Origin of the sequence: Pontibacter qinzhouensis (assembly GCF_008017455.1) — a bacterium.
GTDB lineage: Bacteria > Bacteroidota > Bacteroidia > Cytophagales > Hymenobacteraceae > Pontibacter > Pontibacter qinzhouensis.
The window spans coordinates 1-20,380 of the sequence record NZ_VRTY01000080.1 but is presented as its reverse complement, the minus strand read 5'-3'; the positions used below and the strand labels follow the sequence as shown (position 1 = coordinate 20,380).

Genomic DNA, 20,380 nt, shown 5'->3' with positions numbered 1-20,380 from the left:
TTTTTTTTCACCACTTAAAATTAAAACTATGAGAATTAAAAGTGTACTCCATCTCGTAATCGTTATGGTTGTTGGTCAGTTACTTTTTGCGTGTAACTCTGCTAAGTATTATGAGTTTTCGGCCCACAAGCAAGCGCCTTATTTAAATCAGCCGAAACAAAAAGCAGCTCCTGCCAATGAGGGTATGGTATCTTTATCGGAAGTAGCGCTTGCTGCTGCAGATCAGAGAGCAGAGGCAGAGGCCTTGGCAACAGCAGCACCTGTGCTGGAGGCAAACGCAGCTGATGTTGCGCCGCTTGTAGCTCCTAAAAAAGTGGCACCTGTAGCCAAAGTAGCTGCAACACCTGAAGTTGCTGCTGAAGCTACCATGACAGAGGCTGAAGCCATGGCTATGGCGAAAGAGCGTATTGCTTCTATGACGAAAGCAGAGAAAAAAGCCTTGAAAAAAGAGTTCCGCGAAACCATGCGCCAGAGCAACAGTAGTGTTTCTACAGTAGTAAAAGTAATTATCGCTATTTTCTTACCACCTCTTGCAGTATTCCTGCACGATGGCATTGGTTCATCCTTCTGGATTAACATCCTGTTAACCTTATTGTTCTTCGTTCCTGGTGTTATACACGCCTTACTGGTAGTAACTGATACCATCTAGAGCACATCTTATATTTATTTAAAAAGCGCCAGCGTTCTGCTGGCGCTTTTTTTGTTTCTATCAGGCTGTTTCATTTTGAGAGTAAATGCTCCAGATTTTGGAAAACATTGATTGTTGAATTCAAGATTCTTTCAACATAGAGATGAAAACCACTGCAGATATCTAGCTGATACTTTCATACTACATATTTGATCGCCGTTTTAATAGTGTCTTTTTTTTAATGCTATGACACACATAGTCAATATGTTACCACATACATCCAGCCCTCTGAAAAATTACTTTTTTCAAATAAATTATAGAAAAGGAGGGTAGAAGAAATTTTTCTAAAAATTGGAATTAGTAAATTACTTAAATGGACCTAATTGGCATGATATTTACTGTATAACTAACAATTGATCATTAGTAAAAATTTATTTTCAAGTATTGGAAAATTGATTTCTATTTGTTTAGTTTAATTCTATTTTAAAATTTAATTTAAATTAAAATATCATTTTATCGTAATGTTCGTATGACGAACTAAAGTAGTTTAATTGATAATTAACTGAAAAAGAACTTATTGATATGAAATATACATACTGGAACCTGAGCAAATATGAAAGTGAAGTAGCAATAATTATGGATTTTTATAAGAATTCATATGATAGGGAGCCTTCGAAATCTGAAATTATTGATTTTAACATTCAGCAGAGCGTTTTAAACATTAAAAAAAGAAGCGACGATAACTGCTTTATCAAGGTGCCATACCGTGCCAATAACAAATATCGGAATAATGCTAAAGTTGATCTCATCTACGGGGATTGTCTGGAGCTTGACAGAGTTGTAGTTATTGATGGTATGAATGACAATACAAAAGAGTTTATTTACGTGTACAACATTTACGAATTTGTAAACGATGAACTAGATGATGCCAATGGCCATTACGAAGTAACACCAAACAAGCTGTTTGTTTTTGTAAGAGATGTAGAAGTAAATAACACAGTAAAATCTGTCGTTGTAAACGTAATATTTGAGCCATCTAATATAGTAAGCTACGCTGCCTGAGCAGCTTAAATTAGATGCAATAACTGAAAAGGAAGCTGGCATGTGCTGTAGCTACCTTTTCAGTTTATCTATTTCCCTATTCCAATTTTTTAAACAAGATCAGGAAATCCTTTAATATAATTAATTAGCTATCTGTTGCTTAAGGCGCGCCTGGTTCCTGAGCTAAAGCAGTAACAGTAATTTACTGATCTACTGAAGCTGTTACAGTAAATTCAGATTCCTTCAGACTTATCTTGAAACTGCTTCTATTAAATGTATAGGCCTTTTTTTACAGTACATTTACTAAGTGATTAAGTAATTAGCCGTTTTACTTCTTTACCTAATACTTTTACCCTTGGCGCTTTTCTCTTAAAAATACTTCTGGAGGCTCATTTCATTGACATAATCAGGGCTAAGCGATAAGATTATTAGTCCGTTTAATTTACTCCCTGATGTTACACACATTTATCAGGAAGTCTCCTGTAAGTTAGTCCTAATACATTTGGTAACAGCTTCATACGGCGCCCTTAGGCTTTACTGTTGCATTGTAAAAGTCTTAGCGCTCACGGCTGGGGAAGGGGCCCTATATAAGCGGGGCCTCGTTCTCGGGCATCGCGCTGCTGCATCTTTCCTGCCCGCTAGCGGGCTGCCGCTCCCGCGGCACCGGAAACCTGCAAAGGCGCTCAACCCAAGAACTGGGATTTGCACTACGAGCCTCAGCTATACCACCAGCAAATTAATTTGTTGGGTTGGGTGTATAATATTTAATTGAATATCCTTAGTGCGTAACAGCAGTTACTCCTTCAAAATTCACTGCTACCTATTTTACCGGCTAAGGTTACTAGGTTTATTGCCTTTTATAAATATTCGCAAACAGAATTACTTTCCTATTCAGGAAACGTATCAGGAGTAAATTAAGGCCAAATTGGTGCGGCTGCAGCAGTTGTGGCTATTATTTATTGGCAGCTAAATCTATTGCTACTTTCATTATGGATTATCGGGATTATTATAAGATTTTAGGTGTAGCTAAAACTGCATCGCAGGCTGAGATAAAAAAACAATATCGGGCACTGGCCAAGCAATATCACCCAGATAAGAACAAAGATAATAAAGAGGCTGAGGCCAGGTTTAAAGAGATATCTGAAGCTTACGAGGTGCTGGGCGACGAATCGAAGCGGAAAAAATACGACCAGCTGGGAGCCAACTGGAAGCAGTATGAGCAAGGGGGAGGCGGTCAGTATTATGGCGGTCAGCCAGGAGGCGGCTTTGGTGGCGACCCTTCCGATGTTTTCGGCGGAGGCTTTTCTGACTTTTTCGAACAATTTTTTGGTGGCGGCAATGGTGGTTTCGGGCGCTCAAGAGCACAAAAAGGTCAGAACTTTGAAGGTGAAATGCTCATTACCTTACAGGAAGCCTTTTCCGGTACTTCGCGCCTGATAACCTTAGATAACCAGCAGCTACGCATTACAACCAAACCAGGCGTGGCAGATGGTCAGGTATTGAAGATAAAAGGCAAAGGTGGAGCTGCACCGGGAGGCGGTACACCCGGCGATCTGTTTCTGAGGGTAAAAATTGAGCCGCACCCTGGCTTTGAACGAAAGGAAAACGACTTATACACTACCCTGAAGCTGGATATATTTACGGCTATACTGGGCGGTGATGTACATGTAAACACCCTGCAAGGTCAGATAAAAGTTAAAATTCCGGCTGGTACACAAAACGGAAAATCGTTGCGCTTACGTGGCAAAGGCATGCCGGTGTATGGAAAAACAGGCGAGTTCGGCGACTTGTATGTGGCTATTGAGGTATCGCTTCCTGTTAATTTAACACCAGATGAGAAGCAACAACTTGAAAAATTGAGGACAATGGTCATGGCCCGGTCTGCGAGCGTCTGATACTGCGGGAGCCATCTAACACACTCTAATTATTTAAATAGAATACCCCTTCCAAAGCCTTAGCGCCAAAATTTAGCCAAGGGTACATCTGTTCTGTAGCGTCGCTTATCTGCTAACTTTCTGTTGATCGGGAAATATTCAGGTATTAAAGATCTGATACGCCCGATGCAGGTCCTATTATAGCGGTAAAAGGGGAATTGGCTGTGGCAGATGGTCCTGTTGCTCCAGTACCTGAGTCCATCCGAACTGCTGGCAAAGGCGAATCATGTTGGCGGGCATTTGCGCTTTTATAGTGACAGTTGCTCCTGTGTCAGGATGCTTAAAAGCCAGTTCGGCAGCATGAAGCAATAAACACGGGCTTTGCAGCTGCTCCAGAAACATGAGGTTCTGCCGCCAGTCGCCATGCCTTTTGTCTCCGATTATATAGTGCCGTATATGAGCGAAATGTTTCCTGATCTGGTGCATTCGGCCAGTTTCCGGCTTTACCTTTACCAGGCTAAACCGGGAGGTAGCATAGCGGCCCACTGGTATTGGTAACTCAACTGTTGCTAAACGGGTGTAATGGGTAACAGCGTCTTGTGGCGCTTTGTTTTTATGATCTTTATCTGGACGTATCGGGTTGTCTATGGTAGCTCCTTCAGGCGCATAGCCTCTTACTATGGCGTAATAGGTTTTGTCGGTCTGTTGCTCCTCAAACGCCTTTACCAGCGGTGCCGCGCTCTCTGGCGATTTTGCGAAAAGTAGTACCCCCGATGTGCCTCTGTCGAGGCGGTGCAGCGGGTACAGCCTGTAACCTAGCTGGTCGCGGAGCAGCTGGAGGGCAAATTCCTTTTTTTCTTCAGCAATGCGCGTGCGGTGCACCAACAGCCCATTCGGTTTGTTAATGGCTACAAAGTGCGCATCCTCATAAATAAGCTCTAATTCCAAAATAAAGCGGTAAAGGTGTATAAGTAAAGCTGCTGTTCCAACCTAAATTCTCCTGAAACATGTACGAAAATGCTTTATAAAGGACCATTACAGCACATTTTTAGCATGTTCAATACTGAATTTCTGATTCTTAATTAAGCCAAGCTCTAAGCTGCAAAGATAGCCTTGATTTTAGCAGTGGGGCAAGGGCAGGAGCCCAATTATGATGAAACAGAAGCAGCCAAAATTCTCAAATGCTTCGTATATTCACCTCAAACAGCATTAATTTGAATTTTATAGCATGGCACTTTCTTTCGATAACCTGCGGATAGGCAAGAAATACAGTTTAAAAAATTATGGCGAGGTGTTTGATTTTCAGGTGGTGGCAATGCCGGAGGAGGGAGAATACCAGGTAAAAGACCTGCATACACTAGACAAGTACCTGCTCAGCGACCTGGTGCAATACGGAAAAGGAAAAGATTTTGACCTCTGGGAGTTCGGGTCGCTTTAACAGCAGCAGCTACCGAATTATAGAGTTCCGGATACTTTTCCTTTTAAATCCCAATGGCTTTTCAGGATCTCCTGGCTTCCTGTTTTTCTCACAATCTTCCGTGTGTAACGTTCACCTGCAATAGCACCTTCCGCACGCCGCTTACCTATAAACAAGGTTACCGGCTCCCCAAATTCGTTTGTCACAAATGTCAGGTCTTTCCCATTGTAGGTGTCGTGTATGCTTGTATTTGGAGCGTAAATCTTTTCCAGTTTCGTAACAAGTTTAGGATTAAGTGCCATAGTAGTTAGGTTCAGGTAAGCAGTTGTTATACCCTTGACTCTCCTGACCTAAAAAACCTTCCGGAGGGCCTTTTCATTTACATAATTGCTTTAAAACAAAAAGCGAGGCATTTGCTTTGCCATACGCGCTCCTGCATGTGAAGTTACTGCTGCTAACACAACTACATTAACTGGCCTGCTGCACACCGATTATAAACTGACTTCTAACTTAAACGGTTTAGTATTATCTTTGCAGAAACTAAAGCATTTCTCATGTTTGTTGTTTAAAGCAAAAAATCTTGAAACTATCATAAGCTAAATTAGATAAAAAACAATACCGCACAAGATCAACTTAAAAGGACTTTATTCGTCTAATAAGCAATTCGGCAGCAGAGGCAGGCTGTGCCTCCGCAATATTGCCTGAGATGCAACGTTTTAGAATGAAATATAACTACTTATGAATTCCAAGGACTCTAATTTTTTTGTATATATATACGGAGATCAACAACGCTCACAAGTGCAGATTGGCGTCGCAGACGAGATTTTGCAAAAGGAGCAACAACCTAATGCAGGAGCCTCTGTGCCTCTTCAAAACCACGAGAACGGCTCGCTGAACCTGGTGTACTACGAGCACTACAACCTGGAGGCAATTGCCGTTGAGCGCGAGCGGCAGCTAAAAGAAACACCTAAAGATATTACCTACCATCTCATCGATTCGATGAACCCGAACTGGCTCGATTTAAGCGATACCCTGGATTAACTTTAAAAGCTTGAGCATAAAACAACTATTGGTCAACAGCATGCACTTACTGTAGCACCACATTTTATTTTGTTTTCTTCCTGATCTGAATCAGTACCTTTGCCCTGTTTCCGGCTATTATAAACTTCATTATTGTCCCGCATTATAAAGCTTAGGGTACTATTTTGTTTGTAATAGTTTCTATTTCAGCTTATTATTATGTTTAAAGGGCTTAGCGAGAGTATCAGGTTTCAGATGCTGGTCGTGACGGTAGGGGTGCTGTTGCTGATCACGAAATTTATTGCCTTCTTCCTCACTAACTCCAACGCCATTTTAACCGATGCCCTGGAGTCGATCATTAACGTGGTGGCCGGCTTGTTCTCGCTGTATAGTCTTGTTATTTCTGCCCGACCCAAAGACGAAAATCACCCGTATGGCCACGGTAAAATCGAGTTTATTGCTTCCTCCATAGAAGGCACCTTAATTATGGTGGCCGGTGGTTTTATCATCGTTAAATCTGTTTTCAATATTTTCAGCCCGGTGGCCCTGCAGCAACTAGACTTTGGTATTCTGCTGATATCGCTTTCCGGGGTTATAAATTTTGCCACGGGTTTTATAGCCGAACGAAAAGGAAAAGAAAATAACTCGATGGTGCTGGTTGCCGGAGGAAAGCATTTAAAAACTGATGCCTACTCTACAGCCGGTATCCTGGTGGGGCTGGTGCTTATTTTCCTGACCGGGCAGGAGTGGCTCGATAGTGTGGTGGCCCTTTTGTTTGGTGGCTTTATCTGCTACACTGGCCTTAAAATTACCCGCTCATCTGTAGCCGGTATAATGGATGAGGCGGACTACGATCTCCTAAAACGCATTGTAGAGGTCCTCAACAGCAACAGGCGCGATAACTGGATCGATATTCATAACCTGCGCGTTATAAAGTATGGAGCCCAACTGCACATAGATTGCCACCTGACTGTGCCCTGGTACCTGACCGTGTTGCAGGCACACGATGAAGTAGATGCACTCTCTAAGCTGGTCCGTGAAAACATTGATCCCACTATTGAGTTATTTATACATACCGACCCGTGTGTGGAATTGTCGTGCACGGTGTGCGAGAACCATGCCTGCAGCGCCCGTAAAGCTGACTTTAAGCAGCGGATGGAATGGGAATTTGAAAAAGTAATAGCCGATAAAAAACATGGGCTGCAGTAAACTTGTTATGCAGTAGTATTCCTTAGTTACATGAAATTAAAAACAATACCGATGCTGTGCCTTTTCCTGCTAGTGCTATTAAGCTGCTCCGAGGCCAGAACCGACTCAAACGCAAACCACATGCTGACAGCGGACCAGCAACAGCCACAAGACACTGCGGGCTTAACAATCGCCACCTTCGCCGGCGGCTGTTTCTGGTGCACCGAGGGTTATTTTGAGAGCTTGAAAGGCATAAAACATGTGGAGTCGGGTTATACAGGCGGTAAAAAGCCTAACCCGACCTACGAAGAAGTAAGCAGAGGGAACAGCGGTTATGCTGAGGCTGTACAGATATACTACGATCCGAAGATACTCTCTTTTCAGGAACTGCTGGAGGTGTTTTTCGCCACCCACGACCCCACCACGCTAAACCGCCAGGGACCGGATGTGGGGGAGCAGTACCGTTCGGCTGTTTTTTACCACAACCAGGAGCAGAAGCAACTCACCGAGAAGTATATTAACCAGCTGAACCTGAAAGGCACATACACAAAAAAAATTGTTACGGCTGTAGAACCATTTACTACCTTTTGGGTGGCTGAAGAGTACCATCAGGATTTTTACAAGCGCAACCCGAATAACCCTTACATTAAAAACGTAATGCAGCCGAAGATGAAAAAGCTGGAAACCACTTTTAAAGATAAGTTAAAGCAGTAGTACACAGAGCTACTAAGGTTTGTAGAAAACTTCAGTTAAGTAATTTTGCTTTACAACGAAGGTGCTTCTCCCTTTCCAAATTATTCTAATAGATTAGCCCTCCAAAAGGGTTTTAAGCAAAAGTATGTCAAGGGTCAGGCAGGATTTTAGTCGCTTTAGTTACTACAGTTTAGCCTCTTTTATATAGTTACGTTCCAAATAAATATCCATTTCAAAGCAGCTACGTAAGCAAGTGGCGATGTTAAACCTAACTACTGAACTATGGATTTTATTGTGAACTTACTTGTAAGCGCCGGCGTAATTGTGTTGCTGGCTTATATTTTACCAAGTGTGCATGTTAAAAGCTTTACCACTGCACTTTGGGTTGCCTTTCTCATTGGTCTCTTTAATGCCACCATCGGCTGGATTTTAGGAGGAATTCTAAACTTGGTCACCTTCTTTTTGCTCGATGCCATTGTTAGTTTAATTGTAACAGCGCTTATGATTAAGCTGGTCGATAAACTGGTGCGCAACTTTAAAGTAGATGGTTTTTTGCCGGCACTTCTTATTGCGCTTGCTACCTCGTTGGCTATTGCGGCAGTAGGCTATTTCAGGGGGCAGGATGGCACCTCAGATAGAGCTTACCTGAAGAAGCAGCCCGACCAGACAGAACAGTTAGTCTCTTAAAATCTTCTGGTGGTAATAGAGCCCATGACAACAAAATGTCATGGGCTTTTTTTGTAGTAGGTTTATTTAACCCTAAGTGGAACAGGAGCGGCTATTGCATGGTGCAAAATATGTATCTTTGCGGTTCACATACAACAGTAGCATGTCTTTCGCATCATTAGGTTTATCAGCGGCTCTTGTGCAGGCCACAGAAGCCCACCAATACAAGGTTCCATCGCCAATACAGGAGCAGGCCATACCAGCCGTGCTGGCTGGCAAAGATCTGCTGGGCGTGGCGCAGACCGGCTCCGGTAAAACAGCCGGGTTTGTTTTACCAATGTTGGAGTTGCTGCAAACCCGAAGAACTGCAAAAGGTCGTGCTGTTAAAATGCTGGTGCTTGTGCCAACACGTGAGTTAGCCATTCAGATTGAAGAGGTGCTGCGGGCATTCGGTTCTCGACTGCCCAGGCCTGTACGGTCGTTGGCAGTATACGGAGGCGTATCTATAAACCCCCAGATGATGAAACTCAACGGCACCGATGTACTGGTGGCCACACCCGGCAGACTGCTCGATTTGGTTGATCACAAGGCGGTGCAACTGTCGGAGGTGGAACTGCTGGTGCTGGATGAAGCCGATAAGATGCTGAACCTGGGCTTTAAGGAAGAAGTAGATAACATCTTCAAGCTGCTGCCACAACAGCGCCAGAACCTGCTATTTTCAGCCACCGTGAGCGACGACGTAACGGAGATGGTAAACAAGGTGCTGACTAACCCGGTAACCATCCGGATAGAAGAAGAGACTTCGGTTCCTGAACTTATAAATCAAAAGGCATACAGCATAGAGGCCGCACGCAAAGGTCCGCTGTTACGCTATTTGTTGCAGCAGGAGGAAATAGAACAGGTGCTTGTGTTTGCATCGTCTATCCGAACAGCAGACAACGTGGTAGGCAAACTTATAAAACACGGCATACAGGCAGCTGCCTTGCATGGCGACAAAAGTCAGGGAGCACGAACCGATGCCCTTGTCAAATTCAAAGCCGGTAAAATACGCGTATTAGTGGCCACAGACCTGGCTTCAAGAGGAATTGACATTAAGTTTTTGCCCTACGTTATAAACTACGAACTGCCTCGCTCACCGAAGGATTACGTGCACCGGATAGGCCGCACAGGTCGTGCAGCATCTCCTGGTACAGCTATTACGTTTGTAGCTCCCGAAGATGCCCATCATTTCAAAATCATTCAAAAGAAAATGGGAAGAACGGTAGAGATTATTTCTACAACAGATCTTTCTCTGCATGGCTTTTAGCAGATTAAGCTTGCCGGCGAGCAGTGGTAAAGTACTGCGTATATGTTACTAAATTAAATCAGAAGCTAGTAACTAACCTGTATTTTTCCGGTGTAAGTACCTGTTTATAAACTGATTTGTAGTTAAAAGAGGTAATAGCCGTATATTTAATTAATTGAAATCAGGTACTGCTACTCTCGTTAAGGGTTTGTTTAATTATTTGATTTAGGTCATATTATTTACGATTGTTTTAAAGCTGATTTCGATTTAAACCTTTTCTAAAGTAGAATACCCGATTGGGTGTTGAAGGTATTCTGCCGGATCTGGTCAATTAGAGGGAACTTGCAGTTTTGTTTAGGCAAAACTTGAGTTCCCTTTTTTTATAGCTTCTCTGTGACAGAAGCGGACAAAATTTTCAGCTTTAATAGTACGGAAGGAGGGAAGCTACTCGAAAATGACCTGACGAAGCAAACCATGTAGCAGCAGGTATACCTCTTTACAGGTATGGCCGTTGGGGCAGCAATTGAAACCAATAAATACTAACTAACAATAGTACTTATTGAAGCATCAGGCAGGTATCTTTTCTTTCACTACTTCCAAAGCCTCTTCAAAAGTTTCTTTAAGTAGCAGGACCTTTTCAAGGCCAAGAATCTCCAGAACATTTCTAACCTTTGGCTGCAGACCGTGCAATATCAGTAGTGTTCCGTTTTGGAGGCAGGCATGGTAAATAGAAAGCAGAACGCCTATACCTGCCGACGAAACGTAAGAAAGATCGTTACAATCTATTACAATAGCTCTGGTTTTAGAAATATCAATTCGCTGAAAACCATAATGCGCCTTAACGCAAGTTCTTGCATCTAACTCACCTTCTATGCTAATAAAAAGCACATCGTCGAGGGCGGTATAAGAAATATCAAATGTTTTCATAATGTCTTTAGGTTAATATTTTAACGCTAAGAAAGAGTCAATCTTTACAAGCAGTTCATATTAGATGTGTACACAAAATAAATTTAAATGTAAACTAATACTAATCAACTGAATAGGAGAAAGCCATTAACCAAATATAGAAAAATTATCGGATAATAGGAATGATTTTGTACTGTATTTTATGGGTTAATTACTTATTTTTAAGTTAACCAGACTTTTAAAATATAAAATTTACAATAATAATTGTTTTAAAAATTATTTCTGCTTTTATCGTACATGCAGTGTTAAAATTACACTTGTAGACTTAAATCTCTCCAAAGAAAGTTTTAGAATCATAAAATCCATATATTTTAATATTCAACTAAAAGATAACTACATCTATGTTTTGGTCTTGCTAATACTTAGGCTCCAAAATATAAAATCAATTAAAATGTAGAATTTTGTAAACATTCAGGGAGAGAGCTACGTTTTTCATAAAACTACATGTAAAACCAAAAACAAAATAAAGTTATGGAAGCAAAAGATTTGAAGAATAAAGCAGACAATTTTAATCCTGATCGTAAAGAAGGACCAGTAGCATCTGCTATCGAAAAGTATACCTCTAAATTACCATCTGATTTATTCTTATGGGCAGCACTCGGATCGATGGCTATTTCTGCTACCCTTAAAATCATGAAAAAAGATGAAGAAGCCTTATTTGTAGGTCAGTGGCCAGCGCCATTCCTGCTGCTAGGTGTGTATAATAAAATTGTGAAAGAAGAAGGTTACGAAAACGATAAATAATCCTTCTTTTCCTTATTTAAAAAGAGGAAGCTTCGGTTTCCTCTTTTTTTATGTGCCTCAGGCATTCATACCTTTTCTGCATTATTAATTATTGTAATGAAATTGGCCTTCAGAAGCTTTTAAAAGAAAATTTAGTCAAGGGTATAAAGCCAGCGGAGTTATCTAATAAAATCAACCTTAATCTGGAGTTAGTTAACAGCGCAGCACGAAGGAGCATCTGGAACAGGATTTCAAAACAATATATACCATTTTGGGTTAGGTATAGCAGAAACGAATTTGCTGTAGCAGCAGAAGCTTAATCCTTTTATGAAACAAACTACTATTGCCATAATTGGGGGTGGCGCCACCGGCGTAGCCACATTTTTAAATCTGGTTATTAAACTGAGAACGCAACCTTTAGAGGGGCGAGTAAAAATTGTTTTACTTGAGAAGAGCGGGGAGTTTGGTCCCGGGCTTGCCTATGGCTCACATCAGAAAGGCCATATCCTGAACACGGCAGCCGGACTTATGGGTATATTTCCGGATGAGCCGCTGCATTTTGTGGAGTGGTTACAACAACATAGTGCCACTATAAAGGAGCAGTTTCCTGATCTTGATTTAGATGAAAACACCTATGTGCCGCGATTCCTGTATGGCGATTATGTAAAGGAGCAACTGCAGGAGTACCTTCAGATTGCCCGACAGCATAACATAGAAGTTTCTTTACAGAAAGAAGAAGTTACTGATGCTGCAATTTCAGAGCGTGAGATTTTACTCACTTTAGCATCTGGCGATGAGCTGAAAGTTACCTTGGCTGTGCTGGCTACAGGCACACCGAAACCAAATAATTTTCCGCATCTGCTCCAGTCGCCGCAGTACATCGATTTTCCATGGCCATCGCGCAGGTTGCTTCAGAACATACCGAAAGATGCTACGGTGGCTATGCTCGGCACAAGCCTCACCGCCATCGACACGGTAGTTACACTAACTGACAACGGACATACAGGCCCCATGACACTCTACTCCAGGCATGGGCTTTTGCCACGTGTTCAGTCGCCGTTTGATGTATCTTTTGAGCGGAAAGCATTAACCCTGGAGAATATCAGAAAGCTCATCAGAGAGGAGAAGCGCGACCTGCGGGCAAAAGATTTGTTTCGGTTATTCCGTGCCGATGCCGAGCGTGTTATGGGTAGCGGGCAAGACTGGAAAGAGTTTAACCGCATAGACAAACCACATCTCGAGCTGCTTGAACACGATCTGGAGCTGGCATTGGCTGGTAAAAGTGTTTTTCAGAACCTGTCGTTCTCTACCCGCTATCTCTCCTTCGAAGTCTGGAAACTCCTAAGCACCGACGAGAAAACAAGATTCCTGAAATGGTTCGGGCCGCATTGGGACATAAACCGGCACAGCATTCCTGTTCAAAATGCAAGAAAATTAATTTCACTGCTTCAGAAAGGACAGCTTACCGTAAAAGCGCACTCAAGTAAAGTAGAGTGGGAGGCAGGGGAGAAGCAGTTCAGTTTACACCTGGAAGACGGATCTGTAGACAAAGCGCCTTATGTGGTGAACGCTACAGGCACAGCCAAAAAAGTGGAGAAAATGAATATTCAGTTATTAGATAATTTGTTGAAAAAGAAGTTTATCGCCACTCACCAAGCCGGCGGGGTGATCGCTGACCCCAACACCTTGCAACTACATGTGCCCGCGCAGCCGGAAGCCTTGCTTTTTGGTGCTGGCCAATTGCTCGTGGGCGAATTATTTGATACGAATTCGGTTTGGTTTAACGTGGCACGCATCGAAAGCATGACACAGCACATTTTGCATCGTCTTCGCCATGGAGGTACTGCCTAAATTACTCTCTAGTGTACTGCCGCTTTATGCCTTTATTGGAGTCGGCTACGCTGCCAGTCGCTGGCTCGGTCTAAAATCTAAATGGATTTCCTGGCTATTGCTTTACCTGCTTATTCCGGTTGTTATTTTCGAACACCTGGTGAAAGCTGATGTAACTCAAATGGTGGTGGTAGCAGTAATGGTGTTTGCGCTGGCGGTTCTGATGAATGTTCCGGCCTGGCTGGTGCGTAAGTTCTGGGTAAAAGATATCAATAAATATCAGCTAAATTGTTCATTCTCATACTACAACATCGGTTGGTTTGGTATACCGGTGGTAATGGCCTTGTTTGGAGAAGAGCAAATGCCGTTGGTAATGAGCGCTTACATGGGTAACGTGTTCTATGGTGATACGGTGGGGTATTATTTGGTTTCCAGGAGCAAAGATTTACCGGCCACAGAAGCTGTAAAGAATGTGCTCAAAATTCCGGCTGTGTATGCATCTATAGCCGCCATAATAGCAAATTTAGCTGGTTTTGAACTACCCGACGGAATTGAACCTGTGATGAAAGGAGCGAGCTGGACATTATCGGCGCTTGGTATGATCATGATTGGTATCGGTTTGTCCAAAGCAAACCTAAAGCAACTGGATTATAAAAAGTACGGCCTAATTATGAGTTCTCGCTTTGTTAGTTCTATAGTGCTCATGGGTTTGCTCGTTTTGGCTGAACTAGCCCTGATAGGCCAACTGGAGGGCGACGAACAGAAACTAATGATGTTATTTTCCATTTTTCCAATTGCTGCCAACTTGGTCGTGTTTTCATCTTTCCTGGATACAGAGCAAGAAACAGCTGCCTTACTGGTAGCTTCTTCATCTATCATATCGTTAGTAATAGTACCTGTAGCCGCTATTTTACTTTTCTGATTGTAGCGCAGCCTTACATAACGCTAAGAATATAGTTTGAAAGTTTTCAGATTATATCTTAGCGGTCCGGTTTGATATTGATTTGAGCAACATCAGTAGTCTTAAGCTGACAAAGTTCTATTTAACATAAAGTATATTATTAGTGACACTTATTAGGTTCGATTTATTCGTAAATTATAAGTCTTATAATTTATATTATGTTAAATAGTGTGTGCGATAAGCTGTCTTCCTTCTATATCTTATCTCCTTTCAACCTCGCTACTGGTGTTCTCTTTAGCTGTCAGTCGCAATATATCTTAATGAGCTACCGCACAATTCAGATTATTCAAATAAAAACGCCCTTCCAACAACTATTAGGTATAAATGCCTCAAGGGTTAGCATATGCTTCAGGTAACAGCAAAAAAAGAGTCTGCCCTAATTTCTAAGGCAGACTCTTTAATAACTGAATTTTGTATTTAACTATTCGTTGTTACCGAGCATTTTGCTCAAACGCTCAGCGTCAGCTTTACGGTTCAAACGGGTATACACACGGAACAAGTTCTGCATGGTGTTAATGTCGTCTGGTTGTGCTTTGTGAGCAGCTTCGAAGTATGGTGCAGCAGCCTCGAAGTGTTTCTTAGCTTGTGCCTCGAGTTGCTTACCTTGTTTCTGATATGCAGCATAGTCTAATTTAGCAGCTTTGTTTACAAACTCACTTGCTTTGTTATACTCCATTACGCCCAGGTTGTAATAAGCATCAAAGTTATTAGGATCTAACTCAACAGCTTTTTTATAGTTCTTAGTGGCGCCTTCCAGGTCTTTTTTACGCTCCTGCACATTGCCCAGCACCGCATACAGACTTGCGTTATTCGGGTCAGCGGCAATGGCTTTCTCGAGTTTCTGAGTGGCTTCATCGCCTTTACCAGCAGCCAGGTAGTACTTCAGCTCTTCCTGCATTAAAAATACGCTGTTAGGATTTGCTGCCAGACCTTCTTCCAAAGCTTTCATTACTTCTGCTTCACTAGCTTCAGAGGCTTGCATCAGCTGGATTTTAGCTTTGTAAACAGCTTCCGTCTTATGCCCGATACCCAGCAATTTGTCATAATAAGTAATGGCTGTTTTGTAGTCTTCTTTGCCAGTGGCAGCATAAGCCGCATACATTAAAGAAGTTGTATCAGTTGGGCTGATTTTAGAGGCCATGTCGTACTTTTTAATGGCATCATCCCACTGCTGCTCATTATGAAAAGCTACTGCCTGGTTCAGCACCTGGCCATACAACAGGTCCATGCGCTCTGGTAGCTGTTTTGTGTATTCGCCACCGTTGCCTTCGAGTTGCTTTACTTTGTTAAATGCTTCCAGTACCAGCGTTGGGGTTTCTTCCGTTACCTGCTTGCTATAAATCGGGCTAGAGATCATGTCCTGGTAAATCACACCACGATAGAACCAGGCTTTCGGGCTTTCGCTGGTTTTTTTATGAACGATTGCCTTATCGATTTCCGTCTGCGCTTTGTCTAAAAGTCCGCTTTTATGATTAAGCACGGCACTGTTAATGGCTGAATTTTGAGCTGTTGCAACCTGCATACTTGCGGCTGCCAACACTGTCAAAAGTACCTTTTTCATACTCGTTAAATTAGTTTGTGTTTGGTTTAGGAAATGCTTCTTGTCTAAATAAAATTTCCAGTTAAAAGAAATTAAAGCTCTTCTGTAATTTCCGGCTCATCCGAGTCATTGTCCGGTTGCTCTTCCGGATCATTCACCGGATCGATCATATTTTCCGGCTGCAGCGAATCTTCCGGTTTAAGCTCCGATTCCAGCAGCACAATTTCCTCTTCATTCTCCATCTCAATTTTGGCTACCGACGAAATTCTGTCGCCTTCGTTCAATTTAATTAAGCGTACGCCCTGTGTGGCGCGTCCAATTACACGAATATCGGCTACACGTAAGCGTATGGTAATGCCAGAGCGGTTAATGATCATCAGGTCATCTCCGTCTACAACGCCTTTTATAGCTACCAGTTTACCGGTTTTCTCTGTCACGTTTAGGGTTTTAACACCTTTACCACCACGGTTCGTAATGCGGTATTCATCTAGCTTAGAGCGCTTACCATAGCCACTTTCCGAAACTACCAGCAGCTCGGTCTGCATGTCTTCTACACAAACCATACCAACCACCTTGTCATCAGGTCCGGCCAGTGTTACGCCACGCACACCGGCAGCGTTTCGGCCCATTAACCTCACCTGGCTCTCGTTAAAGCGAATCGCTCTCCCCGACCCTAGTGCTATTACTACTTCGCTGTTGCCGGTGGTTAGCTGCACATCGAGCAGCCTGTCGCCTTCGTTAATGGTAATGGCATTTATACCGTTTGTTCTTGGCCGAGAATAAGCCTCCAGTATGGTCTTTTTAATCGTGCCTTGTTCTGTACAGAAAACCAGGTTGTGGTTAAGTACAAAATCCTGGTTTTTAAGGTCATGCACATTTATTACGGCACGTACCTTATCTTCTTTCTCAATGTTGATGATGTTCTGGATGGCGCGGCCTTTGGTGGTCTTCCCTCCTTCCGGAATTTCATAAACTTTAAGCCAGAATACTTTACCGAACTCTGTAAAAAACAGCATGTGGTGGTGCGTGCTGGCAATGAAAAGATGCTCTGTAAAGTCACTTTCTTTAGAAGCAGCTACTCCTCTGGATCCAATACCTCCACGGCTCTGACTACGATACTCGTTCAAAGAAGTCCGCTTAATGTAGCCTTGGTGCGAAATAGTGATCACCATGTTCTCTTCCGGAATCATATCCTCGTAAGAGAGGTCGCCCATTGAGGCTTCTATGGTGGTGCGGCGCGCATCACCATAGCGATCCCTGATGTCTGTCAGTTCATCTTTGATGATCTGCATACGCAGATCTTCGTTATTCAGAATCTCAGTCAGGTAGTCGATCAGTTTCATGATCTCTTCGTACTCCTGCACAATTTTGTCGCGCTCCAGGCCGGTAAGGCGCTGCAGACGCATGTCCAGAATGGCTCTTGCCTGTAGCTCCGAAAGGTTAAAGCGCTCCATCAGGCCGTTGCGGGCAATTTCGGGGTCGCGTGAAGATCGGATCAGGGAAATCACCTCATCCAGGTTATCAAGGGCAATAAGTAAGCCTTCCAGAATGTGAGCGCGTTTCTTCGCCTCGTCGAGCTCGTATTGGGTTCTGCGAATAACTACCTCATGCCGGTGATCCACGAAATACTTAATCAGGTCCTTCAGGTTCAGCGTCATAGGGCGGCCGCCAACCAGTGCCACGTTATTTACGCCAAACGACGACTGCAATTGCGTGTATTTGTACAGGTTGTTCAGTACCACGTTCGGAATGGCATCACGCTTCAGGTCATACACCACACGTAATCCGTCGCGGTCCGATTCGTCGCGCAGATCAGAAATTCCTTCAATCTTTTTCTCGTTGATGAGGGCGGCTGTTTTCTCAATCATCGAAGCCTTGTTCACCATGTACGGAATCTCCGTCACGATTATCTGCTCTTTGCCCGATGGGGTTGTCTCGAAAATAGCCTTACCACGCATCAGCACACGCCCACGACCAGTCTCGAATGCTGCTTTTACGCCATCGTAGCCATAGATAATGCCACCTGTCGGAAAATCAGGTGCTGTTATAAACTCCATGAGTTCGGCAATGGTAATATCGCGGTTATCGATAAAGGCCATAATGCCGTTCACTACCTCGGTAAGGTTATGGGGCGCCATGTTGGTAGCCATACCCACTGCAATACCAGAAGTACCGTTTACCAGCAGGTTCGGGAATTTGGCCGGCATCACCGATGGTTCTTTCAGGGAATCGTCGAAGTTAGGTACAAAATCAACGGTGTTCTTGTCCAGGTCGTTCAGGAGTTCGTCGGCAATCCGCTTCAGGCGGGCTTCGGTGTAACGCATGGCGGCTGGTGAGTCACCGTCAATAGAGCCGTAGTTTCCCTGCCCATCTACGAGCGGGTAGCGCAACGACCATTCCTGGGCCATACGCACCATGGTTTCGTAAACCGAGGAGTCGCCATGCGGATGGTATTTACCTAATACCTCTCCTACTATTCTGGCCGATTTTTTATAGGCTTTGTTATAAGATACCCCCAGTTCGGACATGCCGTAGAGCACACGGCGGTGCACAGGCTTCAGTCCGTCTCTAACATCGGGTAAGGCTCTTGAAATGATAACAGACATTGAATAATCGATGTATGCTCCACGCATCTCATCTTCAATGTTTATCGGTATTATTCGTTCGCCTTCGATCATGCTCAACGTCTAAAATAATAATTAAATGGATATAAATTAACTGTGGCAATTTATGCAAAAAAGCCTATATTACGTATAAGCTTACTTTTTATTCTTGGCTTTATTATTCGCGCTATCAGCGTTTTTCTTCTCCCCTTTCATTTTCGGCAGCTTCTCTCCCATCTTAGGATTTTGCTTTTTATAAAAAGGCTGCCCTCTGAACTGGTGCTCACCGTGCGGATGAACCATACGCACCTGGCATGCTGACATGGGGCACATAGGCTTACAGGAAACAGAGAAAACAGCTACAAGAATGGCGAAGCTGCAAAGAAGTAAACGGGGTGAAATCATGTAGGTAAAGGTTGATCTAAAGTGTCAGAAATTAAACAGGCACTTTCTTGCATAACAGTACAAAAGTAATCATTTAAGTGCACTTTAACCAGTTTTTAGCCTCATAGTTTTAGGCCTCCCGCTGCTGTTTACAACGGGTGAAAACCGTTGGTGGTAAAGCCACCATCAACGGCGAGGCACTGACCTGTAATGTAGTTCGTGTTCAGGATAAAATCATATTCTTCTGTACTGTAATCGGTGGCAGGTTTCCGGATGTTGGTACCCACATTGTTCACCAGCACATCCAGTTTGCCCCACTGCTCTTGTACCAACTGAAGGAGCGCTTGCCGCCCTTGCTCCTGGCTAACATCAGTGGCAAGTGTCAGAAGCCGCTCCGGGTGCGCCTGTTGCAAGGCCGCCAGATCTTCTTCCTTTCTGGCAACGGCCAACACCTCGGCTCCTAAATCCAGGAATTCCTTCACAATAGCAGCCCCTATACCTTTCGACCCTCCAGTTACAACTGCCTTCTTCCCGCGCAGCGACCATCTATCCTGATTCATGATTATTAAGTTAAGAGTTAAAAGTTATGAGTGTAAGAATTTAGTCACTCATCGTCTCACTTATTCATTTAAAATAATTCTTTCCATCTCCAAATCAACAACCAACAATTATTCTAATGAAAATGGCCTTCCAAAGCTTTAAGTTAATTTATTAGTCAAGGGCTTACTTTTGGCCCAGTATTCTGTTGTAATAAGAGTTCAGATATTGCTTATCTACTTTGGGCCGGTAGTTCTGCTCCTCAAACTGAAGGTCTCCCTGCTCATCCCTCCAAACTTTGTATTTGAAAACATATTCGCCACCGCTTTTTCGCCAGCCATCAAATTGTCCGAACCGCAGGTCGTTTAGAGCTATGCCGTCTGCTGTTTTCTCTACGGTATAGTAGCCTTTGGTAATGTCGAGCAGGCGCTCCAGTTTCGGTTGCCCACGGTACGGCTGCAGCAGTTGCTCCTGTTTTGGCTCAAACGCGAAACGTATGTTTTTGTCAGGATCCAGCAGCGAGTAAAAGCCCGTATAATACCCATCTTCACCAGCTGCTGTTACAGTCCAGAGCAGTGTGTTGAGTGGCGTTGGTTTGCTGATGTAGGAACTGTAGCTGATGCCCTGCCTTTCCATAGCCTGCTCGAACACCTTATTAGCTGAAGCCTTGGCGACAAATGAAAACACAATATAAGCAGAGCTAATGGCCAGAGCTACATAATTTAACTTTTGCCGTACCGGGTTGGAACGGTGGTAAAAAGCCGCTACCACGACCAGCAACAGAAAGGGCACGGTATAGAATGGGTCCACCACAAAGATGTTGTAAAACGCAACACCATAGTTACTAAACGGCCAGAATAACTGGGTACCCCAGGTAGTGAAGCTATCGAGAATGGCGTGGGTGGTAAAGCCCAGGAAAAAGAGCAGAGTCCAGTCGCGGTAGGTGGCCTGCTGGCGGCGGTAGAGCCTGTGCAAGAGCCAGCCCAGCACCGGCGACATGACAATGGCAAAGAGAAAAGAGTGC

Annotated in this window: 20 protein-coding genes; 12 read left to right on the top strand and 8 right to left on the bottom strand. The window is 43.5% G+C overall.

Going from position 1 to position 20,380, the window contains the following annotated elements:
• The first annotated feature begins 28 nt into the window (after positions 1-28).
• The 3 genes from FVR03_RS25290 to FVR03_RS17885 all read left to right on the top strand — a co-directional run bounded on the left by FVR03_RS25290 (position 29) and on the right by FVR03_RS17885 (position 3,564).
• Positions 29-649: a YqaE/Pmp3 family membrane protein gene (locus tag FVR03_RS25290; protein ID WP_255474283.1), complete on the top strand. Its 621-nt coding sequence runs from the start codon at positions 29-31 to the stop codon at positions 647-649.
• 561 nt (positions 650-1,210) lie between these two features.
• Entirely contained in the window at positions 1,211-1,690 is a 480-nt protein-coding gene (locus tag FVR03_RS17890; RefSeq protein WP_147923141.1) for a hypothetical protein, read from the top strand.
• Between the two features lie 968 nt (positions 1,691-2,658).
• Positions 2,659-3,564 (top strand): DnaJ C-terminal domain-containing protein, encoded by a 906-nt coding sequence (locus tag FVR03_RS17885; protein WP_147923140.1) that lies wholly within the window; start codon positions 2,659-2,661, stop codon positions 3,562-3,564.
• 177 nt (positions 3,565-3,741) lie between these two features.
• On the opposite strand, the gene FVR03_RS17880 is transcribed toward FVR03_RS17885, so the two are convergent.
• Entirely contained in the window at positions 3,742-4,491 is a 750-nt protein-coding gene (locus FVR03_RS17880; RefSeq protein ID WP_222707263.1) for a pseudouridine synthase, read from the bottom strand.
• Positions 4,492-4,771: 280 nt separating this feature from the next.
• Between FVR03_RS17880 and FVR03_RS17875 the strand changes: the two genes are divergently transcribed.
• Positions 4,772-4,981, top strand: a complete 210-nt coding sequence (locus FVR03_RS17875) for a hypothetical protein (RefSeq protein ID WP_147923138.1) — start codon at positions 4,772-4,774, stop codon at positions 4,979-4,981.
• 17 nt (positions 4,982-4,998) lie between these two features.
• Here the strand turns inward: FVR03_RS17875 and FVR03_RS17870 are convergent, their stop codons facing one another.
• Positions 4,999-5,262: a hypothetical protein gene (locus tag FVR03_RS17870; RefSeq protein WP_147923137.1), complete on the bottom strand. Its 264-nt coding sequence runs from the start codon at positions 5,260-5,262 to the stop codon at positions 4,999-5,001.
• A gap of 436 nt (positions 5,263-5,698) precedes the next feature.
• Between FVR03_RS17870 and FVR03_RS17865 the strand changes: the two genes are divergently transcribed.
• From FVR03_RS17865 to FVR03_RS17845, 5 genes are all read left to right on the top strand, one after another.
• The gene (locus FVR03_RS17865; protein WP_147923136.1) at positions 5,699-6,001 is read left to right on the top strand and encodes a GIY-YIG nuclease family protein; all 303 of its coding nucleotides are present in this window, start codon (positions 5,699-5,701) and stop codon (positions 5,999-6,001) included.
• Between the two features lie 198 nt (positions 6,002-6,199).
• Entirely contained in the window at positions 6,200-7,189 is a 990-nt protein-coding gene (locus tag FVR03_RS17860; protein WP_147923135.1) for a cation diffusion facilitator family transporter, read from the top strand.
• 30 nt (positions 7,190-7,219) lie between these two features.
• Positions 7,220-7,882 (top strand): peptide-methionine (S)-S-oxide reductase MsrA, encoded by a 663-nt coding sequence (gene msrA / locus FVR03_RS17855; RefSeq protein ID WP_147923134.1) that lies wholly within the window; start codon positions 7,220-7,222, stop codon positions 7,880-7,882.
• A 261-nt stretch (positions 7,883-8,143) separates the two neighbouring features.
• Entirely contained in the window at positions 8,144-8,548 is a 405-nt protein-coding gene (locus FVR03_RS17850) for a phage holin family protein (RefSeq protein WP_147923133.1), read from the top strand.
• Between the two features lie 142 nt (positions 8,549-8,690).
• Entirely contained in the window at positions 8,691-9,833 is a 1,143-nt protein-coding gene (locus tag FVR03_RS17845; protein ID WP_147923132.1) for a DEAD/DEAH box helicase, read from the top strand.
• A gap of 546 nt (positions 9,834-10,379) precedes the next feature.
• Here the strand turns inward: FVR03_RS17845 and FVR03_RS17840 are convergent.
• Positions 10,380-10,739, bottom strand: coding sequence for an STAS domain-containing protein (locus FVR03_RS17840; RefSeq protein WP_147923131.1), 360 nt, complete (start codon positions 10,737-10,739; stop codon positions 10,380-10,382).
• A 510-nt stretch (positions 10,740-11,249) separates the two neighbouring features.
• Between FVR03_RS17840 and FVR03_RS17835 the strand changes: the two genes are divergently transcribed.
• The 3 genes from FVR03_RS17835 to FVR03_RS17825 all read left to right on the top strand — a co-directional run bounded on the left by FVR03_RS17835 (position 11,250) and on the right by FVR03_RS17825 (position 14,253).
• Positions 11,250-11,522 carry a hypothetical protein gene (locus tag FVR03_RS17835; RefSeq protein ID WP_147923130.1) on the top strand — a complete coding sequence of 91 codons (273 nt, stop codon included), beginning with the start codon at positions 11,250-11,252 and terminating at the stop codon, positions 11,520-11,522.
• A 306-nt stretch (positions 11,523-11,828) separates the two neighbouring features.
• Positions 11,829-13,352 carry an FAD/NAD(P)-binding protein gene (locus tag FVR03_RS17830; protein ID WP_147923129.1) on the top strand — a complete coding sequence of 508 codons (1,524 nt, stop codon included), beginning with the start codon at positions 11,829-11,831 and terminating at the stop codon, positions 13,350-13,352.
• Complete coding sequence (locus FVR03_RS17825) at positions 13,336-14,253, top strand: AEC family transporter (protein ID WP_147923128.1); 918 nt, start codon at positions 13,336-13,338, stop codon at positions 14,251-14,253. The genes FVR03_RS17830 and FVR03_RS17825 overlap by 17 nt, the downstream gene beginning before the upstream one ends.
• A gap of 460 nt (positions 14,254-14,713) precedes the next feature.
• On the opposite strand, the gene FVR03_RS17820 is transcribed toward FVR03_RS17825, so the two are convergent.
• From FVR03_RS17820 to FVR03_RS17805, 5 genes are all read right to left on the bottom strand, one after another.
• On the bottom strand, positions 14,714-15,853 hold the full coding sequence (locus FVR03_RS17820) for a tetratricopeptide repeat protein (protein WP_147923127.1): 1,140 nt from the start codon (positions 15,851-15,853) through the stop codon (positions 14,714-14,716).
• A gap of 71 nt (positions 15,854-15,924) precedes the next feature.
• Positions 15,925-18,510 (bottom strand): DNA gyrase subunit A, encoded by a 2,586-nt coding sequence (gene gyrA / locus FVR03_RS17815; protein WP_147923126.1) that lies wholly within the window; start codon positions 18,508-18,510, stop codon positions 15,925-15,927.
• A gap of 81 nt (positions 18,511-18,591) precedes the next feature.
• Entirely contained in the window at positions 18,592-18,840 is a 249-nt protein-coding gene (locus tag FVR03_RS24510; RefSeq protein ID WP_187270207.1) for a hypothetical protein, read from the bottom strand.
• 128 nt (positions 18,841-18,968) lie between these two features.
• Complete coding sequence (locus FVR03_RS17810; RefSeq protein ID WP_147923125.1) at positions 18,969-19,379, bottom strand: SDR family NAD(P)-dependent oxidoreductase; 411 nt, start codon at positions 19,377-19,379, stop codon at positions 18,969-18,971.
• Positions 19,380-19,542: 163 nt separating this feature from the next.
• Positions 19,543-20,380 (bottom strand): metal-dependent hydrolase (locus FVR03_RS17805; RefSeq protein WP_147923124.1); only part of this gene is annotated, 838 nt, incomplete at its 5' end.